Origin of the sequence: Ramlibacter henchirensis (assembly GCF_004682015.1) — a bacterium.
GTDB lineage: Bacteria > Pseudomonadota > Gammaproteobacteria > Burkholderiales > Burkholderiaceae_C > Ramlibacter > Ramlibacter henchirensis.
The window spans coordinates 882428-900742 of the sequence record NZ_SMLM01000002.1; the positions used below are offsets into that span (position 1 = coordinate 882428).

At 66.4% G+C, this 18315-nt stretch carries 14 protein-coding genes and 2 pseudogenes; 1 reads left to right on the top strand and 15 read right to left on the bottom strand.

Going from position 1 to position 18315, the window contains the following annotated elements; translation table 11 throughout:
* The first annotated feature begins 165 nt into the window (after positions 1 to 165).
* Positions 166 to 1297 (top strand): annotated as a pseudogene (locus EZ313_RS16970) (CaiB/BaiF CoA transferase family protein).
* Positions 1298 to 1489: 192 nt separating this feature from the next.
* Here EZ313_RS16970 and EZ313_RS16975 read toward each other — a convergent pair.
* The 15 genes and pseudogenes from EZ313_RS16975 to EZ313_RS17045 form a co-directional block, all read right to left on the bottom strand.
* A complete protein-coding gene (locus EZ313_RS16975; protein WP_135264449.1) occupies positions 1490 to 2278 on the bottom strand; it encodes a crotonase/enoyl-CoA hydratase family protein in 789 nt (262 codons plus the stop codon).
* A 20-nt stretch (positions 2279 to 2298) separates the two neighbouring features.
* Positions 2299 to 3330: pseudogene (locus EZ313_RS16980) on the bottom strand (acyl-CoA dehydrogenase family protein).
* Positions 3331 to 3341: 11 nt separating this feature from the next.
* Entirely contained in the window at positions 3342 to 4496 is a 1155-nt protein-coding gene (locus tag EZ313_RS16985) for an acyl-CoA dehydrogenase family protein (protein ID WP_135264450.1), read from the bottom strand.
* Between the two features lie 74 nt (positions 4497 to 4570).
* The gene (locus tag EZ313_RS16990) at positions 4571 to 5251 is read right to left on the bottom strand and encodes a TetR/AcrR family transcriptional regulator (protein ID WP_135264451.1); all 681 of its coding nucleotides are present in this window, start codon (positions 5249 to 5251) and stop codon (positions 4571 to 4573) included.
* Between the two features lie 19 nt (positions 5252 to 5270).
* Positions 5271 to 6221: an alpha/beta fold hydrolase gene (locus EZ313_RS16995; RefSeq protein WP_135264452.1), complete on the bottom strand. Its 951-nt coding sequence runs from the start codon at positions 6219 to 6221 to the stop codon at positions 5271 to 5273.
* The gene (locus tag EZ313_RS17000; protein WP_135264453.1) at positions 6218 to 7834 is read right to left on the bottom strand and encodes a class I adenylate-forming enzyme family protein; all 1617 of its coding nucleotides are present in this window, start codon (positions 7832 to 7834) and stop codon (positions 6218 to 6220) included. The genes EZ313_RS16995 and EZ313_RS17000 overlap by 4 nt, the downstream gene beginning before the upstream one ends.
* Entirely contained in the window at positions 7831 to 8949 is a 1119-nt protein-coding gene (locus tag EZ313_RS17005) for a CaiB/BaiF CoA transferase family protein (protein WP_135264454.1), read from the bottom strand. Before EZ313_RS17005 ends, EZ313_RS17000 begins: the two co-directional genes overlap by 4 nt.
* Positions 8946 to 10592: an AMP-binding protein gene (locus EZ313_RS17010; RefSeq protein ID WP_240788684.1), complete on the bottom strand. Its 1647-nt coding sequence runs from the start codon at positions 10590 to 10592 to the stop codon at positions 8946 to 8948. Before EZ313_RS17010 ends, EZ313_RS17005 begins: the two co-directional genes overlap by 4 nt.
* Positions 10589 to 12076: a flavin-containing monooxygenase gene (locus EZ313_RS17015; protein ID WP_240788685.1), complete on the bottom strand. Its 1488-nt coding sequence runs from the start codon at positions 12074 to 12076 to the stop codon at positions 10589 to 10591. The genes EZ313_RS17010 and EZ313_RS17015 overlap by 4 nt, the downstream gene beginning before the upstream one ends.
* Positions 12077 to 12084: 8 nt before the next feature.
* A complete protein-coding gene (locus tag EZ313_RS17020) occupies positions 12085 to 13986 on the bottom strand; it encodes an ABC transporter permease (protein ID WP_135264456.1) in 1902 nt (633 codons plus the stop codon).
* A 14-nt stretch (positions 13987 to 14000) separates the two neighbouring features.
* Positions 14001 to 14702 (bottom strand): ABC transporter ATP-binding protein, encoded by a 702-nt coding sequence (locus EZ313_RS17025; RefSeq protein ID WP_135264457.1) that lies wholly within the window; start codon positions 14700 to 14702, stop codon positions 14001 to 14003.
* Complete coding sequence (locus tag EZ313_RS17030) at positions 14699 to 15445, bottom strand: ABC transporter ATP-binding protein (protein WP_135264458.1); 747 nt, start codon at positions 15443 to 15445, stop codon at positions 14699 to 14701. Before EZ313_RS17030 ends, EZ313_RS17025 begins: the two co-directional genes overlap by 4 nt.
* Positions 15442 to 16194, bottom strand: a complete 753-nt coding sequence (locus EZ313_RS17035) for an SDR family NAD(P)-dependent oxidoreductase (protein WP_135264459.1) — start codon at positions 16192 to 16194, stop codon at positions 15442 to 15444. Before EZ313_RS17035 ends, EZ313_RS17030 begins: the two co-directional genes overlap by 4 nt.
* Positions 16195 to 16220: 26 nt before the next feature.
* Positions 16221 to 17411, bottom strand: coding sequence for an ABC transporter substrate-binding protein (locus tag EZ313_RS17040; RefSeq protein WP_135264460.1), 1191 nt, complete (start codon positions 17409 to 17411; stop codon positions 16221 to 16223).
* 30 nt (positions 17412 to 17441) lie between these two features.
* Positions 17442 to 18200 carry an SDR family NAD(P)-dependent oxidoreductase gene (locus EZ313_RS17045; protein WP_135264461.1) on the bottom strand — a complete coding sequence of 253 codons (759 nt, stop codon included), beginning with the start codon at positions 18198 to 18200 and terminating at the stop codon, positions 17442 to 17444.
* Positions 18201 to 18315: the final 115 nt, after the last annotated feature.

The window sequence follows — 18315 nt, forward strand, 5'->3', positions numbered from 1 at the left end:
ACGGCTATCCTGTTCCTTGGCCTGGCCGGTTCACTGGCCCAAGCCTTTCCAAGCCGCCGCCCGTACGGTCGGCGAATGCTTCCTTAACCGTCCGCCGAATTCGTGACCGTCTGCCGCGGCGTCCTGTCGTGCGAGGCAACGCTTGCGTGGACCGAAAGCTAAGCGATGGGCGCACTTTCTGGAGTGAAAGTAGTTGAAATTGGGGCAATCGGACCGGCGCCATTCTGTTGCATGCTCCTCGCGGACATGGGCGCCGAGATTGTCCGGATCGATCGCGCGAAATCCAGGCCCTCGTCCCGGGATCCGCGCCTGGACCTGATCAATCGGGGGCGACGCTCCGCAGCGGTAGACCTGAAGTCGCCTGCAGGCGTGCTGCCGTGCGCCGCCTTGCCCGACAAGCCGACGTGCTCGTCGAGGGATTCCGGCCCGGCGTGATGGAGCGGCTCGGGCTGGGTCCTGACGCGTGCCTCGGCGAAAATCCGCGGCTGGTCTATGCGCGCATGACCGGCTGGGGCCAAGACGGCCCTCTCGCGCCGCGTGCGGGACATGACATCAACTACATCGCGCTGCAGGCGCGCTGCACATCACCGGCTCGCGCGAAGCACCCGTGCCGCCCCTGAACCTGGTCGGTGACTATGGGGGCGGTGCCCTCTATCTCGCCCTGGGCATCGTCAGCGCGCTCTATGAAGCGCGCAACAGTGGGCGCGGCCAAGTGGTGGATGCCTCGATGATCGATGGAGTCGTTTCCCTGATGACCGGGCTCAGATCCTCCATGGCCCGCGGAGAATGGTCGAACCAGCGAGCCGACAATCTTCTCGATGGCGGTGCACCGTGGTACAGCGTCTACGAAACTGCGGACGGCCTGCATGTCGCTATCGGAGCGATCGAGCCGCCGTTCTTCGTGGAATTGCTCCGGCGCCTGGAGCTCGACGAGCGCCTGTTCCGCGATCGCGATGACCGAGCGAGCTGGCCCCGCATGCGAAATCTGCTGGCCGCGGCCTTCGCCCGCAAGAGCCGCGCCCATTGGGACGAGGTGTTCGAAGGCAGCGACGCATGCTACTCGCCAGTTCTCGATCCAGTGCAGGCTGGAGCTCATCCGCACCTGCGCCATCGCGGCGTCCTGCTCGAGATCGACGAGGTGGTGCAACCGGCACCCGCTCCACGCTTCGGACGCACACCCTCCGCCATCCAGGGACCACCGCCACGGCCAGGAGAACACACCGACCAGGTTCTGTCGGACTGGGGTTTCTCTGCTGAAGAGCGGGCGCAACTGCGCAGTGCCGCGGCTATCCTTTGAGAATCGCTTGCGGAAGCCGCGGAGCAGGCGCGCGAAGGCACTCGATCACCTGTCGGAAGCCGGCGCTGAGCAGCTTCCGGTCGCTGGTGGCGTGGAAGATGCGGCAGCCGCGGCACCGCTCCCATATATCGGACGTGAATCGCACGCCCGCGCGAAATAGTGATCGACGTCTGAAGACCATTCGCAGAGTGTTCAGTAAAATCGCGGCGTGCGCTTCTCGATGAACGCAGTGACGGCTTCCCGATGGTCCGCGGTCTTGTGGGCGATGGCCTGGCAGGCGGCCGACAGTTCGAGGACGGAATCGAGCGTTCCGCGCTCCCCTTCGCGCAGCAGCCGCTTCGTCATCCGCATCACGGCACCCGGGTTCGCGGCGATCTTCGCCGCTAGCGCGCGGGCCGTCCGCAGCAGCTGTTCGGTCGGCACCACGCGACTCACCAGGCCACAGGCCAGCGCGTCTCGCGCGTCGATGGCCTCCCCAGTGAAGGCCATCTCGGACGCCTTGGCCATGCCCACCGCTCGCGGCAGCAGCCACGCGCCCCCGTCGCCGGGTACGATACCGACGCGCACGAAGCTCTCAGCAAATGTGGCCGTCTCGCTGCAGATCCGGATGTCGCACATGCACGCGAGATCCAGACCCGCGCCGACGGCGGGGCCGTTCACCGCGCAGATCACCGGCACGTCGAGCTCCATCAGCGCGCGTGGGATGCGCTGGATGCCCTGCCGGTACTCCTCGCGGATCACGTCGGGCAAGAGAGCGTCGTCGAAGAAGCGCCGCATGTCCTTGACATTTCCGCCGGAACTGAAGACCGCACCCGAGGCGGTGAGGATGAGCACCTTGATGCCGGTGTCCTTGCGCACGTCGTCACAGAGTTGCACGAACTCCTGCACGGCGGTGTTTCCCGTCAACGCGTTGCGCGTCTCGGGCTGGTCCATGGTGACCGTGACGATGCTGCCGTCACGCTGGATGTTCAAGAAAGGCACGTGGTCTCCTGGGTGCTAGGTCAAGCCTGTGCTTCGACGTCGGTGATGCGGCGCACGAGGTCCAGAGTCAGGCCGGCGTGGGCCAAGAGAGCCCGCCCTGCGACGTCGTGCCAATGACTTTCGCTGCCTGCAGTCTGCCGCCAGCCATGCAAGCGGCGAGTGAACAGCTGGAGGTCGTACTCCTCGGTAAAACCGATTGCGCCGTGGATCGCGTGCGCGGCCTCCGAAACGGCCAGAGCGGCTTCGTTGCAGCGCGCCTTCGCGGTCGCGACCCGCAGCGCGTCGGGCCACGCCCCGGCGCCACTGCAGCCCAGTTGCGCCGCCATGCGTGCGGCGAAGACGTGCTCGCTCATCACGGCCAGCTGGTGCTGGATGGCCTGGAACTTGCCGATCGGCCGGCCAAACTGCTGGCGCTCGTTGGCGAACTGCAGCGTCCGCTGGAACACCGCCAGCAGCGCCCCGGCCATCTGCGGGGCGACTATGGCCGCCTGCAGCGTGCGCACGTCCACGTGCTCGATTTCTTTGCACTCGAGGCCCGGCGCGTCCTGCACCTGCGCCGCCGTCCATTCGAGTGCGGCGTCCAAGGCCAGTGCCTGAGGCTTTGCCTGCGTGCCGTCGACCGGTAGCAAATGTCAGCGGTCCCCGGCCTGCGCCAGTACCGAGACCGCGACCGCGCCACTGCGGACGAGCGCGCAACGCAGCCCCCCGCCCTCGCTGCGCTCTGCCCGCGCCAACGCGATGCTGCCGGCTGGCCGGTCGACGCCGGCAGCGAACAGCACCGCACGCGCGATCAGTGTCTCGCCCAGGGGAAGCGGAAGCGCGTGCGCGCCGCACTGCTCAAGGATGCCGAAGGCTTGCGGCAAGGCCAGGCTCGCGCCACCGTGTTCCTCGGGCAGCAAGGCGTCTGCAAGGCCGGTGGCTTCGAGTTGTTCCCAGAGCACCGCGGTGGCCGCGGCGCTGCGGCCGCCCTCTTCGATCGAGCGCACCACCGCAGGCGTGCATTGGTCGGCCAGAACCTCGCGGGCCGCGTCGGCAAAGAGGTCGTCGTTCATGGTTGATCCTCTCAGCGCAGGCCCAGGCCACGCGCGATCATTCCGCGCAAGATGTCGCGCGTGCCGCCGCGTAGCGAAAACGACGGCGAGGCTTCGGTCACATATTTCAGCGTCATCAACAGCTCCACGGGCACGTCCTCGTCGCGCGCAAAGAGGTCGTCGGCAATCGCGGCCGGGATGAACTGCTCGAGCGTAGTGCCCAGTTCCTTCACCAGCGCGGCCTCGACAATCGGGCTTTCGCCGCGCGTGAGCTTCTCCTGCACCGAGACCGACATCGCGCGCAGCGGCGCCAGTTGCGTCAGCACCTTGCCGGCCAGCCGCTGCGCCGAATCGCTGCGGCCCGCAGGCGTGCGGACCCAGTCCAGCCACTGGTCGAACAGCACGATGCTTGAGAAGAGCCGTTCGGGCCCGCTGCGCTCGAAAGCCAGCTCGGCCGTTACCTGCTCCCATCCCTGTCCTTCGGCGCCGATCAGGGCGTCGGCGGCGAGCCGCACATCGTCGAAGAAGACTTCGCAAAAATGGCTGTCGCCCGACAGGTCGCGAATCGGTCGCACCGTCACGCCGGGGAGCGTGAGGTCGACGATCAGCTGCGACAGTCCCTTGTGCCGGTCTTCAGGGCTGCCCGAGGTGCGCACGAGCGCGATCATGTAGTGGCAGTGGTGGGCGTTGGTGGTCCAGATCTTCTGCCCGTTGAGAACGAAGCCCTGCTCGTCCGGCACGGCGCGCGTCTTGACGCTGGCAAGGTCCGAGCCCGCGCCCGGCTCGCTCATGCCGATGCAGAAGAAAGCCTCGCCGCGGCACACTGTCGGGATGTAGAAACGCTTCTGCGCTTCGGTGCCGTACTTCAGGATGAGCGGCGCGCTCTGGCGGTCGGCGATCCAGTGCGAGCCCACGGGCGCCCCGCTGTTGAGGTATTCCTCCACCAGCACGTAACGTGCGAATGCGCTGCGCCCGCCGCCGCCGTACTCCTTCGGCAAGGTAATGCCGATCCAGCCCTTGCGACCCAGCTCGCGGCTCAACTCCGTGCTGTAGCCGCCCCAGGAGCGGGCGCGCACGTGCTTCGGCAGATCGCGGACCGCGTCGGCGAGGAAGGCACGCACTTCGGTGCGCAATGCCTCGTCCTCCTCGGGTATGCGGGTCAGCTTCAGCGTGTCGAGCACGCTCATCATCCGGTCCTGCGGTTCAACACGGCGATGCTGCCGATCTTTGCCAAGAGACTATTAAGCATGGTCATTCCTCTTCAACGGGAATGGGGGAGAGTGGATCCGGAAGGTGTCGCGATACCGGCAATCCGCATCGCGACCTCGGTCAGTTCCTCGCAGACATGTTCGATGCCCAAACGCCCGTTGGGCGAATACCAGCGGTGCAGGCACCTGACCATCCCGGCGATGGCCAGCGCCGCCAGCCCCGGTTCATTCATCTCGGCACCAGCCGCGCGGGCGCAATCCTTGATCAGCCCCGTCAGCTGATCGTGGAAGCGCCGCTGTTTAATCCGCATGTCTTCGAGCTTCCCGGCGCTGAGGCTCTTTTCGTCCTCCAGCAGCACCGCCGAGAACTCCGGGTGTTCCAGGTTCTTCCGGATGAATCCGGAAACGAAATGCCGCAGGCGCTGGTCTGGCGAGGCCTCTTCGAGACGGTCTGTGCTGGCGGCGGAGACCACCTCTTCGTAGATGCGGTCGAACACCCGTTCGAGGATGCTGTCCTTGGAGGCGAAGTAGGTATAAATGAACGGCTTCGTGAACCCCAGCTCGGCCGCGATGTCATCGATGGTCGTGCGCTCGAACCCCTTTTCATGGAACAGCTTGGCGGCCGACTCGACGATCAAGGATTCCTTGTATTCCTTGATCTGGGCCTTGGCGTCGATTTCGGTCGCATCCAGTCGCGGCATCGTGCCGTTTCTCAAGAAGTGGGTTTGCAGCATCGCGAAGGAGCCAGGTGTCTCAGGGAATGTCGTTGAGGTCGGGGTACTCGCGCCCGGGACGGTCTTGCGTGGCCTGCAGGCCGCCTGCGGCACGAGCGCCCGACGGGAGTGTCCGGCCGAGAAATTTGACGACCGCGTCGCCGAACACGTCGTTTCGGTCCCCCGCCACCATGTGACCGGCCGACGAGATGCTTAGGAACTCGCTATGGGGTGCCAGCGCCTTGAATTGCTCGACGCCTTCATCGCTCAACACGTCGGACTGGGCGCCCCGCACGAGCATCGTTGGGATCGTGAGGGCACGCGCGCATTCCTCGAGGCGCTGCTGGCGCCGCGTGAGGTTGCGGTGCCCTAGCAGGAAGCGCGGATCCCAGTGCCAATAGAGCCTGCCGTTCTCACGACGGCGGACGTTCTTCGCCAAGCCGAGCAGGTTCGCGGCGCGTGGCCGATGCGGCTGGTAGCTTGCGATGGCGTCTGCCACCTCCTCCAGCGAGGCGAAGCCGTCGGGGTTGCGGAACATGAACGCATGGATGTGCTCAACACCTTCGGGCTCGATGCGCGGCGCGATGTCGACGAGCACCAGTGCGCGGGCATCCACCGCCCCCTCCCCCGCCGCGACAAGACTCGTGCCGCCGCCCATCGAGGCGCCGACGAGGATGCACGGCCGGTCTCCCAGTGCATGCACCACGCAACGCAGGTCCTGGACCATCACGTCCTGGCTGTAGGCACCGTCTTCTGCCCAATCGGAGTCGCCGTGGCCGCGCGCATCGAAAGCGACCGCGTGGTAACCCGCAGCGCCGAGCGCGCGGCCCGTGCCCTTCCAGGCGTGCCGCGTCTGGCCGCCGCCATGCTGCAGGATCACCAGTGGGTCTCGGGGATCGCCCCAGGCATCGCCCGCGATGGAGACGCCGCCTGCGCCGCTCCAGCGGTGCATCGGTTGCGGCGTGCCCGGCAGGCGTTCACCCGCACTCATTGCGCTCCCGTCTTCAATTGAAGACCGCCCTCGAGTGCCGCCTTGCGAATAACCGCCCGCTGCACCTTGCCGGTGGCGGTCTGCGGCAGCTCTGCGACGACGACCACCCGTCTCGGGACCTTGAAGCTCGCGATCTTGCCCTTGCAGGCGGCAATGATCGATTCTTCCGTAGCCGTCGCACCGGGGCGCAGGACCACATAGGCCACGGGCACTTCCACAAGTCTCGGCTCGGGAACGCCGATCACGGCGACCTGCAGGATGTCGGGGACCAACGCGCTCAATTCCTGTTCAACGCCCTGCGGCGAGACGTTCTCGCCGCCGACCTTGAGCATTTCCTTGTACCGGCCCGTGAAGCGGATACTGCCGTCGGGCCGCATCACCCCCTGGTCGCCGCTGTGCAGCCAGCCGTCCGCGTCCAGCACGGCAGCGGTGGCCCCGGGGTCTTCGAAGTAGCCCTTCATCACCGAGTACCCGCGGAACAGGATCTCGCCCGGCGTGCCCTGCGGCACGTCCTTGCCGGTGTCGGGGTCTGCCAGCCGCATCTCCATCCCGGGCAGCGGTCGGCCCGACGAGTGGCAGCGCATTTCCTCGGGCTCGTCGATGGCGCAGGTGCACATCCAGGCCCAGGACTCCGACATGCCCGTTCCGGTCACGGTGGGGCAGAACACGCGCTGCACCTGGACGGCGATCGCGGCCGAGGTCTCGAGGCCCGAAGGCAGCGTGCCGAAGCGCAGGCTGCCGACGTCGCGAGGGAGCTCGGCCTGCACACGCAGGAGGTCGCCGTAATGGGTTTCGAAGCCATGGAGGATGTTGACCGACTCGTGCTCGATCAGGTCAAGCGCCGTGTTCGCGTCGAAGTTCTCCATCACGACCTGCCGGCAGCCGCTGTACACGCATTGCAGCACCGCTTCGCTGAGCGAATAGAGGTGGAACATCGGCAGATAGTTCAGCATGGCCTCGCCAGGCTGCACCTTCCAGAGCAGCGCGCGCTCGCGCACGCTGCGCACGCAACTGTGGTCGTGCATCACGCCCTTGGGGCGACCTGTCGTCCCCGAGGTGAAGACGATGAGCGTGAGGTCGCTCGCCTTGCAAGCCGCGCGGCGCTCGCGCAGAGCCAGCTGCTCCGCCGGCGAGTATTGGGTGTCCACGAGGCTGGCCCAGGTCGTGGCGCCGGGCATGCTGCCTTCACCGACCAGGATCGTGCGCAGGCTGCCCTGCTCCAGGTCCGAGCCCAGGCTGCGCTGCACCAGGCCGACGAAGTCGATGGGACCCGCGCGGCCGGAGAAGATCAGTACCTTGCAGCCGCCACGGCGCACCACGTCGGCAAGGTCCGCTTCGCGGTAGCGCAGGTTCAAGGGCACCGCCACGGCACCGATTCGCCAGAGGGCGAAGACGGCTTCCACGTACTCCGGCCCGTTGCTGACCAGCACGCCCACCTTGTCTCCGGCGTTCACGCCGTTGCGCATCAGGCCGCAGGCCACCCGGTCGATGTGCGCATCGAGTTCGGCATAGCTCATCGCGCCTGTCGCCCATTTCAGGGCTTGCTGCTGCGGCCACTTCGCAGCGGCGCGCGTGGGCAAGTCGCCCAGCAGCGGAAGATCTTCGTTTGTCATGACTGTCTCTCCAAACCCCAGTCGTCGCACACGGCGGCGGCGTCTGCGCCGATGCCGCGAGGCGACAGCGGCTGCCGGGTCGGCGTGCGCGAATAGCGCGGTGCCGGCGCTGGCTGCGTGACGCCGTCCTGGACGTAGTGCGAGCCGCGCGCGCGGTTGTGCGGGTGGCCGGGCGCCTCCTCGAAGTCCAGCACGGGCGCGAAGCACACGTCCGTGCCTTCGAGCAGCGCCGTCCATTCGGAGCGCGTCCTCGTGGCGACGACGAGCTCCAGGCGCCGGGCGAGATTCGGCCAGCGCGCTGTGTCCATCTGGTCATCGAACTCCGGCGCATCGAGCAGGCCGAGCTTCTCGCGCAGCAACCGGTAGAACTGCGGCTCGATCGGCCCCAGCGCGATGTACTTGCCATCGGCGCAGCGGTATGTGTTGTAGAACGGCGCGCCGCCGTCGAGCAGGTTGCTGCCCCGCGGCCCGGCCCACTGCCCCGCGGCGCGCAGCGCGAGGATCGGTGCGAGCATCGCCATGACCCCGTCCGTCATCGCCGCGTCGATGACCTGGCCACGGCCCGAACGCGTCCGTTCGTGCAACGCGCACAGCACGCCGAAGAGCAGAAACATCGAGCCGCCGCCGAAATCGCCTACTAGGTTCAGCGGCGGGACCGGCCGCCCGCCGCGTTCGCCGATGGCGTCCAGCGCGCCGGTGATCGCGATGTAGTTCAGGTCGTGCCCCGCGACGTGCGCGAGCGGCCCGTGCTGGCCCCAACCGGTGATGCGCCCGTAGACCAGGCGCGGATTCGCGGCCAGCAGCTCGTCGGGTCCGAGACCCAGGCGCTCCATCACGCCGGGACGGAAGCCCTCGATCAGCACGTCGGCCTTGCCAGCCAGGCCGCGCGCAGTGGCAAGGCCCGCCTCGGACTTCAGGTCGAGTGCGACAGAGCGCTTGCCGCGACCCGTGATGTCCGCCGGGTCAGCCTGGCGACCAGTGGGCCGGTCCACCCGCACGACGTCGGCGCCCATGTCGGCCAGCAGCATCCCCGCGAAGGGGCCAGGACCCAGGCCCGAGAATTCGAGCACCTTCAGGCCGGCGAGCGGCCCGCTTTCGTCCGTCGAAGCGTTCATGAAAGCTTGATCCGGTCCCGCTGTACCTTGATGCCGCTGGCCTCCCGATCCCATGTGTCGGGTGTCACGCCCATGTCGCGCAGGCGGTACTTCTCGACTTTCTGTGTCGGCGTGCGCGGCAATTCCTCGAGCACGCGCACGTATCGCGGCAGCATGAAGTGCGCGAGGCGCGGCCGCAAGAAGTCCAGCAGTTCGGCCGGGTCGAGGCTGGTGCCGGGCACAGTCGAAACCACGGCGAGCACCTCGTCTTCGGAGGCGGCGCGCACGCCGACCACCGCGCACTCGCGCACCGCGGGGTGCGCCAGGATTTCGACTTCGACTTCGAATGAAGAGATGTTCTCGCCGCGCCGCCGGATCGCGTCCTTCATGCGATCGACGAAGAAGTAGTTCCCGTGTTCGTCGCGCCGCATCGCGTCGCCGGTGTGGAACCAGCCGTTGCGCCACGCAGCAGCCGTGGCCTCGGGGTTGCGGAAATAGCCGGAGTTCAGCCGCCAGGGTGAGTCGCAGCGCACCACCAGCTCGCCCGTGGCGCCCGGCTCCACCTCGCGGTCGAAGGCGTCCACGATACGCAGTTCGGTGCCTGACCGCACGCGGCCACACGCACCGGGTGTTGCCGGGTTGGGCTCGGACATGAGCGGCACGTTGAGCTCGGTCATGTTGTACATGGTCCAGAAGCGCAGACCGAACCGATCGGCGAACGCTTGCGCATTGTCGGGCCGCGGGATCATCATCACCTTCCGCAGCGGGTGCGAGCGATCTTCGGGCGACGGCGGCAGCTTCCACAGGAAGTCGCACATCACCCCGAGCAGGATCGTGAAGGTGGCGTTGGTGGCGCGCACATCGTCCCAGAAGCGGTTCGTGACGAATTCGGCGAGGGCGATGCTGCCCCCGTGCTGCAGCATCGCGTACACCGGGACCGTGCCGGCAATGTGAAACAACGGTCCGAAGACCAGTGCGCAGTCGCTGCCATCCAGCATGTAGAAGCTGCGGCTGCCGCTGGTGCCCCAGAGCTGCGCGTAGGAACTGAGTACGCCTTTCGAAGGGCCCGTGGTGCCCGAGGTGAAGATGATGCACTGCGGGTCCCACGGCTCGATCGGCCGTTCGGGGTCGGCTGGCTCGCCCGCCTGCAGCAGCACCGACGCGTCGTGACGCTCGACGTCCGGCAGCGACACGCCGCCGTCACCGAATTCGACGAGCGTGCGCAGCGCGCCCAGCTGCAGCCCGGGCAGACGCGGCGTCAAGTCGGCGCAGCTCACGAGGAGGTGCGAGCCGGCGTTTTCCAGCACATGCTGCAGCACGCCGCCCCGGTAGGCGGTGTTGATCGGCACGTAGACCGCGCCCAGCCAGTTGATCGCAAACCACACGCGCAGCATGTCGGTGCCGTTGGGCAGCCACACCGTGACCGTGTCGCCCTGCTTCACGCCCAGGCGCTGCAGCGCGGCCGCCGCGTTGCGAACCTGGCGCGCGAACTCCGCGTAGCTGATCTTGCCGCCGTCCACGGTGCGGATGAAAGGTGCGTCGGGGTGAGTCTCGGCCCGTTTTTGCAGCAGGTCACGCAGCACGCACTCGTCACGCGGCGGCGTCGTCCCACGGTAGGGACAAGGGCTGTCGGGGCCCGTGGCCATGACGGCTTCGGTTCTCATGCGTGGGCCTCGTCGTACTGCTCGTAGTGATCGAGCTCGGGCATGCCCATCATGTCCTCGAAGCGCTGGAACGTCCACGGCCAGGAGGCGATGTTCCCTTTCTTGTCCATGTACCAGCTCCTGCAGCCGCTGCTCCAGATCGTCGAGCCCATCTGCTTGCGGACAGCCTCGTTGAATTCGCGGGTTGCGTCCGCCTTCGGCGCCACCGCCTTGACGCCAGTGACCACCATGTGCTGGATCATGCGGGTCGCGTAGCCGCACTGCCGTTCGGCTGTCATCAGGAAGGAGAAGTTGCCGATCGGGCTGTTCGGCCCACCGATCATGAAGAAATTGGGGAAGCCGGGGATCGCCACCGCCAGGTAAGCCTGCGCGCTGTCCTTCCAGGCATCTTCGAGCGTCAGGCCGTTGCGACCGATGATCTTCATGGGCTCGAAGGTTGCGTGCGCGTTGAAGCCCGTGGCGAGGATCAGCACGTCCAGTTCGTGCAGGCGGCCGTCGACCGTACGCACGCCGTTGGGCTCGATTGCTTCGATGCGATCGGTCACCAGCTCGGCATTCGGTTGCTGTATGGCGTTGTAGAAGCTGTCAGACATAACCAGCCGCTTGCAGCCCACCTTGTAGTCCGGCCGCAGCTTTTCGCGCAGCACCGGGTCCTTGACGCTTTGCTCCAGGTTTTCGCGGCAGGTGCGTTCGATGTGGGCGTACACACGCGGCGCCTGGCCGACAATCGCGGCAGCCCACTTGTTGTTGAAGTCGTCTGCAAGGTCGTCGTAGCGCTTTTGCATCAGCACCGGGTCCCGGCGGAAGCGCTCCTTTTCCTCGTCGGGAACCGGGGTGTTGGGAAGCGGCATGATCCACTGCGCCGTGCGCTGGAACACCGACAGCTTCGACGTCTTCGAGACGATTGCTGAAACGATCTGCGTCGCGGTGGAACCGGTGCCGATGATGCCGACGCGCTTGCCTTCGAGCTGCAGGCCTGCGGGCCAGTGCAGCGTGTGGAACATGGTTCCTGCGAAGCTGTCCAGGCCCGGGATATCGGGCAGTGCCGGCTGGCGCAGGATGCCCATCGCAGTGATCACGACGTCGAAAGGCCCGCGAGTGCCGACGGTCGTCTCCAGCGTCCACCGGCCCCCGTTGTAGGTGGCGGCCTTCACCTCGGCGTTGAAGACGACGTGGCGCTGGATGTCAAAGTCCTCGTAAACGCGGCGGAGGTAATCCAGGATTTCGCTTCCTGAGGCGCAGACGTGCGTCCAGTCGGGGTTCGGCGCGAAAGAGAACCGGTACAGGTGCGACGGCACGTCGCATGCGATGCCCGGATAGCGGTTGTCGCGCCACGTCCCGCCGATCTCGGATGCGCGCTCGAAGACTTGCACGTCGGTCTGGCCGATCTCGCGCAACTTGAGCACCGTCATGATGCCGGAGGCACCTCCGCCAATCACCGCGATCTTGAGTTTCTTGCTGCCGTCCATTTCTGCGTCCTTCATCTGCCGTTTCACGAATGCTTGGCAACGTCCGGTGTGTTGGGTTCGCCCCCCGCGCCGGGGGAGGCACGTTTGAACATGGGCCTCGCGAAGCCGACGATGCCCCGCCTGAACGCGAGTACCGCGAGCATGAATACGACGCCCAGCACCACGTGCACCGGGTAGCCGGAAGTCGCAAGGAAGCGTTCGAGGCCGACGATCAGCGCCGAGCCGATGATCGGCCCCAGCATCGTGCCGATCCCGCCGATCAAAGTCGTGAGGATCGCCACGCCCGAGGTCTGCCACGCCACGTCCGCAAGCGACGCGAACTGAAACGCGATCGCCTTGAGGCCGCCGGCCAGACCGGCCAGCGCCGACGAGATCACGAACGCGCCGAGCTTGTATCGATCGACGCGGTAGCCGAGCGAGATCGCCCGCGGCTCGTTGTCGCGGATCGCCTGCAGCACATAGCCGAACGGCGAATGCACGACGCGCCAGACGATCCCCAGCCCCAAGACCACGGCGGCCGCGACGACGTAGTACTTCACCGTCGGGTCGTCGAGGACAAGCACCCCGAACAGGCGCGCCGGCGGCACGCCCTGGATCCCGTCGTCCCCCCCCGTGGCCGGAACCTGCAGGCAGATGAAATAGAACATCTGGGCCAGGGCCAAGGTGATCATCGCGAAATAGATGCCCTTGCGGCGGATGGCGAGGTAACCGATCACCAGGCCCTGCAGCGCCGCGAAGGTGACGCTCAGCACCAACGCGACTTCGGCGGTGACGCCCCATGTCTTTAGGGAATAAGCCGTCACGTAGGCGGCACCGCCGAAGAATGCCGCGTGGCCGAACGACACCATGCCCACGTATCCGAGCAGCAGGTTGAAAGCGGCCGAGAACAGCGCAAAGCACAGGATGTTCATCGCGGCCACAGGGTAGATCACCCACGGCAGGACCGCGAAGGCCAGCAGCGTCGCTCCCGCGATTGCGAGCTGGGCCCGCGGCGACGCGGAATGACGATGGACCTCCTCGTGCGACGCCGCCGCAGCCGGCACGCCACCGCCGAACAGCCCCTGCGGTCTTAGCAGCAGCACCAGGACCATCAGCACGAACACGGTCATGCCCGCGCCCTGCGGATACACGATCTTGGCCACTGCCTCACAAAGCCCGAGCGCGTAGCCCGTGACGATGGCGCCGCGAATCGAGCCCATGCCACCGATCACCACCACGGCGAACACGATGATGATGATGTTCTGGCCCATCAGCGGCGTGGCCTGGAACAGCGGCGCCGACAGCACGCCACCGAAGGCGGCCAGCGCGACGCCGAGCGCGAACGTCAGTGTCATCAGCATCGGCACGTTGATGCCGAAGATCTGCACCAGTCCGGGGTTGTGCGTGGATGCACGCAATTGGGCGCCGATCCGCGTCTTCTCGATCAAGAGCCACACGCCTAGCGACACCACGAGCGAGACCACCACGACCCAGGCGCGATACAGCGGCAGCACCATGAAGCCGAGGTCCACGCTCTTGGCAAGCTGTTCGGGCACTGGATAGAACTGCCCGCCGGTGCCGAACCACTCGAAGAACAGCCCTTCCACTGCCAGCGCAAGTCCGAAGGTAAACAGCATGCCGTACAGCGCATCGAGCCGGTACAGCCTTGCGAGCATGCTGCGCTCCACGAGCATCGCGAGCGCCGCAACCAGCAGCGGCGCGACGACGAGGCCAATCCAGTAGCCCAGCTCCAGATACTGCTGCAGCATCCAGGCCGCAAATGCGCCGACCATGTAGAACGCACCGTGCGCGAAGTTGACGACGCGCAGCATGCCGAAGATGACCGCCAGGCCAAGGCTCAGGAGCGCGTACATCGAGCCGTTGATCAGGCCGACCAGCAACTGGCTCAGGAAGGCTTGCAGCGGAATGCCGATAAGGGTGCCCATCCAGCTTCCCGTCTTCAGAGGCTAAGAAGTTTGTAGAGCGACTGCCGCCGCGCATCCAGGCCGGCGGCGTCGAAGCTGTCCGCGATGCGGCCGTGCTGCATCACGTAGAAGCGGTCGGCCAGCCGTTCGGCAAACCGGAAGTTCTGCTCGACGAGCAGGATCGTGATGCCCTTGGATTTCAGGATGCGCAGCACGTGGCCGATGCGCTCGACGATCAGGGGTGCCAGCCCTTCGGTCGGTTCGTCCAGCATCAGGAGGCGCACGCCCGAGCGCAGCGGCCGCGCGATGGCGAGCATCTGCTGTTCGCCGCCAGACAGCGTCGTGCCTTCGGCATGCTCGCGTTCCCGCAGGTTGGGGAACAGCTCGAACAGCTCCTCGTCGGTAAACGCTGCCCGGCCGTGCACCGGCGGCAGCTGCAGGTTCTCGCGCACGCTCAGCCCGGGAAAGATGCCTCGGTCCTCGGGCACGAAACCCAGCCCCAGCGAAGCCATCTTGTGCATCGGGAGCCGCAGCAGGTCGACCCCTTCGAAATGAATGTGCCCGGCGCGCTTGGGAACGAGGCCGAGGATCGATTTCAGCGTCGTCGTCTTCCCGGCGCCGTTGGTGCCCAAAAGCGTCACCGTCTCGCCTTCGGCGACCTGCAGATCCACGCCGTGCAGCACATGGCTCTCGCCGTACCATGCGTGCAGGTCACGCACTTCGAGGATGTTCTTCATTGCTCGGACCCCATGTACGCGCTGCGCACCTGCGCGTTCTCGCTGATCTCGTCGTAGCCTCCCTCGACGAGCACCTGACCCCGCTGAAGCACAGTGACGCGCTCGCACAGGTCCTTCACGACTTTCAGGTTGTGCTCGACCATCACCACGGTCTTGTCACGCGCGGCTTCGCGGATGACGTCTGCAACTACCGCGACGTCCTCCAGGCCCATACCCGCCATAGGCTCGTCCAGCAGCATCACCTGCGGTTCGAGCGCGATCGTGGTGGCGATCTCGAGCGCGCGCTTGCGCCCGTACGACAGCTCGCCCGCAGGGCGGTCGAAGTAGCCGTGCAGGTTGACCGTCCTGGCGACCTCGCGTGCGCGGTCCTCGAGGCTCAGCAGGACGGAGGACGAGCGCCAGAAGCAGTTCGGCAGCGCCGTGGGGCGCTGCAGGGCCATCAGCAGGTTCTCGCCCGCCGTGAGGCTGCCGAACACGGCGGAGATCTGGAACGAGCGGATGATGCCCAGGCGAGCGACCTCGGCCGGCTCGAGCCGCGTGATGTCGCGGTCGCGGAACAGGATCTGTCCGGTAGTAGGCTGCAGGAACTTCGTGAGCAGGTTGAAGCAGGTCGTCTTGCCCGCGCCGTTCGGGCCGATCAGCGCGTGAATCGAGCCCTCGCGGATCGACAGGTTCACGTCGTCGACGGCCACGAAGCCGCCGAAGCGCTTGGTCAGGCCCTGGGCGCGCAGTACGGTGCTCACGCGAAGTCCGGGTTGGGCAGGAACTTGGCCACCGACCACCCACCGTCGACCGGCAGCACGACGCCAGTGATGAAGCCGGCTTTGGGCGATGACAGGAACAGGCAGGCCTCCCCGATCTCTTCCGGCTGGCCCACGCGGCCCAGCGGCGCACCTTCGATCATCATGCGGTGCCACCATGCGTTGCTGGCGATGCGCTGCGCGGTGCCGGGCGAGTGGATCAGGCCCGGCGCCACGGCGTTGATGCGCACGCCATCGCGCCCGTACTCGGTGGCCAGCATCCGGGTGATGCCGACGACGGCGTACTTCGTGGGGACGTAACCGGCGGACTGCGCCGCACCGACCAGCCCGAACGCCGAGGAGATGTTCACGATCGAGCCGTGCGACCGCTTCAGGTGCGGCAGCGCATGACGGCAGCATTCGATCAATGCTGTGACATTGATTTCATGGAACCGCTTGAAGTCTTCCTGCGTGGTCTTCTCGAACGGCTGGCCGTTGCCCACGCCGGCGTTGTTGACCAGCGTGTCGAGCCGGCCGTGGCGCTCCACACAGGCGTCGACGATGCGCTTCGCGGCGCCGTCAGTGATCAGGTCAGCCTCGACGTGGTGGTAGTTCGACAGCCGCGCCAGGCTGTCGGGCGCGGCCTGGCGGTCGCACCCGACGACGAGCGCGCCAGCGCGCGCGTAGACCGTGGCGATGCCAAGGCCCACGCCTTGCGCGCTGCCGGTGACGATGGCGACTTCTTGGGTCATGATTCACCGATGGTTTTGCCGCCGGTTCAGCGCTTGGTGACGAAGGGGCACTCGGTGGCCGCGAGCGGCCGCGCGGCGGCATCGGCGGGCAGCGTCGAGACGAGCTTGTAGTAGTCCCACGGCTCCTTCGACTCAGCCGGCGTCTTGACCTTGAAGAGGTGCACGGGGCGCAGCACGCGGCCGTCCTCGCGCACCTTGGCGTTGACGGTCCAGAAGTCTTTGACCGGCAGCTCACGGATCTTGGCGGTCACGGCCTTGGGGTCCGTGGTGCCGGCCGCCTTCACGGCCTTCAGGTAGTGGAAGACGGCGCTGTAGATGCCGGCCTGGATCGTCGTCGGCATTGCCTTGTGCTGCTGGTAGAAGCGGCGCGACCACTTGCGCGTGTCTTCGTTCAGGTCCCAGTAGAACGGCTCCGAGACATACATGCCCTGCGCCGACTTTAGGCCGAGGCTGTGCACGTCCGTGATGAAGGCCACCAGAGCGGCGAGCGACTGGTTTTTCGTGAGACCGAACTCCGAGGCTTGCCGCACCGCATTGATGAAGTCGGAACCGGCGATCGCGAGTCCCACCACCTTCGCGCCTGAGCCCTGCGCCTGAAGAAGGAACGAGCTCATGTCGGGGAGGCCCTGGCGCACTTTCACGGAGCCGACGACCTTGCCGCCCGCGGCTTCCACCATCGCGGTGGTGTCCCGCTGCGAAGCGGCGCCGAACGGCGTGTCGGTGGCGAGGAAGAACCAATCCTTGCCACCGTCCTTGACCACTGCCTCACCAGTGGATTTCGCCAGCATGTAGCTGTCCCAGGACCAGTGGAAACCGGTCGGCGAGCATGCCTTGTTGCTCAGATCCACCGATCCGCCGGAGGACATGATGTCGATTACGCCGTTGTCACGCGTGAGCTGACGCACCGCAATCGAAGCGGCCGAAGCCGAAACGCCTGTGACCAGGTCGAACTTCTTGACCTTGATCCATTCAGTGACGATGGCTGACGCGACGTCGGGTTTGTTCTGATGGTCGGCGGTGACGAGCTCGACCTTGCGGCCCAGCACGGTGCCGCCGGCATCTTCGATGGCAAGCCTGGCCGCCAGTGCCGAGCCCTTGCCGGCGATGTCGGCGAAGATCCCGGAGAAGTCTTCCATCAAGCCGATCTTGACCGTCTCCTGGGCGTGGGCGGCCGAGGCGGCCGTTATGGCCGCAGCCATCAGTAGTTTCCTCAGCATTTCATCTCCTTGGTGAAGGGGTTCGCGGGTTCAGGCGGACTGGCCGCAGTCGACGACCAGGGTTTGTCCCGTCACAGCGGCCGCCTCGTCGGAAGCGAGCCACGCCACGGCATGTGCCACGTCCTGCGCGCTGATCAGGCGGCGCAACGGTGTCGTGGCCAGGACTTTGGAAACCAGGCTCTCGGCGCCCAGTTCATCGATGATTCCGAGGCCCACGCCACCTTCGAGCAGGCCTGGCGCCACGCAGTTGGCGCGAATGCCGTTGCGGCCCTCTTCGCGTGCAATGGCCCGCACGAGCATTTCGACTGCGGACTTCGGCACCGCCGACAACGCGTCGCGTGCGACATATCGGTGAATGGCCGACGAGGTCAGCGCCACCAGGCTTCCACCGCCGCCCTTGCGCAGCGTGTTAATCGCCGCCTGCGCCGCGTCGAAGAAGCCGCCGAGCTCGAACTGCATCGCCTGCAGCCAGGTATCACGCGGCACCTGCGAGACATAGTGTTGCGGCACCTCGATGCCGGCCGCGTACACCACCGTGTGGACGCGGCGGCTGAGCGCAAGCTTCTCGAGCACGCTTCGTACGGAGGCAGGATCGAGCAGGTCCGCCTGATGGGCTTCGATCGCGCCGGGGCCCGGCGCGGACTCCACGAGCGCCCGCACCTTCGGGCCTTCATGACGATATGTGACCGCCACATCGACGCCACGCCTCGACAGCTCGCGGGCCGCCGCGGCGCCGAGGTGACCCGTGCCACCGATCACCAGCGCAATGCCATTTACGTAGTTCGACAAGCTCGTCTCCTGTTCGCCGGTACACCGGTCTCACCCACCATTCCAATGCGGAACTGAAAGATACCGGCTGGTAGCTTATAGTTCCATAGGGTATTCCCTAGTTCCGAGGAGTCTT

What these genes read in the sequence shown, in the direction of transcription:
- EZ313_RS16985 (WP_135264450.1), bottom strand. Translation starts at nt 4,496, where the DNA reads ATGAGCGTGCTCGACACGCTGAAGCTGACCCGCATACCCGAGGAGGAC.
- EZ313_RS16990 (WP_135264451.1), bottom strand. Translation starts at nt 5,251, where the DNA reads ATGCTGCAAACCCACTTCTTGAGAAACGGCACGATGCCGCGACTGGAT.
- EZ313_RS16995 (WP_135264452.1), bottom strand. Translation starts at nt 6,221, where the DNA reads ATGAGTGCGGGTGAACGCCTGCCGGGCACGCCGCAACCGATGCACCGC.
- EZ313_RS17000 (WP_135264453.1), bottom strand. Translation starts at nt 7,834, where the DNA reads ATGACAAACGAAGATCTTCCGCTGCTGGGCGACTTGCCCACGCGCGCC.
- EZ313_RS17005 (WP_135264454.1), bottom strand. Translation starts at nt 8,949, where the DNA reads ATGAACGCTTCGACGGACGAAAGCGGGCCGCTCGCCGGCCTGAAGGTG.
- EZ313_RS17010 (WP_240788684.1), bottom strand. Translation starts at nt 10,592, where the DNA reads ATGAGAACCGAAGCCGTCATGGCCACGGGCCCCGACAGCCCTTGTCCC.
- EZ313_RS17015 (WP_240788685.1), bottom strand. Translation starts at nt 12,076, where the DNA reads ATGAAGGACGCAGAAATGGACGGCAGCAAGAAACTCAAGATCGCGGTG.
- EZ313_RS17020 (WP_135264456.1), bottom strand. Translation starts at nt 13,986, where the DNA reads ATGGGCACCCTTATCGGCATTCCGCTGCAAGCCTTCCTGAGCCAGTTG.
- EZ313_RS17025 (WP_135264457.1), bottom strand. Translation starts at nt 14,702, where the DNA reads ATGAAGAACATCCTCGAAGTGCGTGACCTGCACGCATGGTACGGCGAG.
- EZ313_RS17035 (WP_135264459.1), bottom strand. Translation starts at nt 16,194, where the DNA reads ATGACCCAAGAAGTCGCCATCGTCACCGGCAGCGCGCAAGGCGTGGGC.
- EZ313_RS17040 (WP_135264460.1), bottom strand. Translation starts at nt 17,411, where the DNA reads ATGCTGAGGAAACTACTGATGGCTGCGGCCATAACGGCCGCCTCGGCC.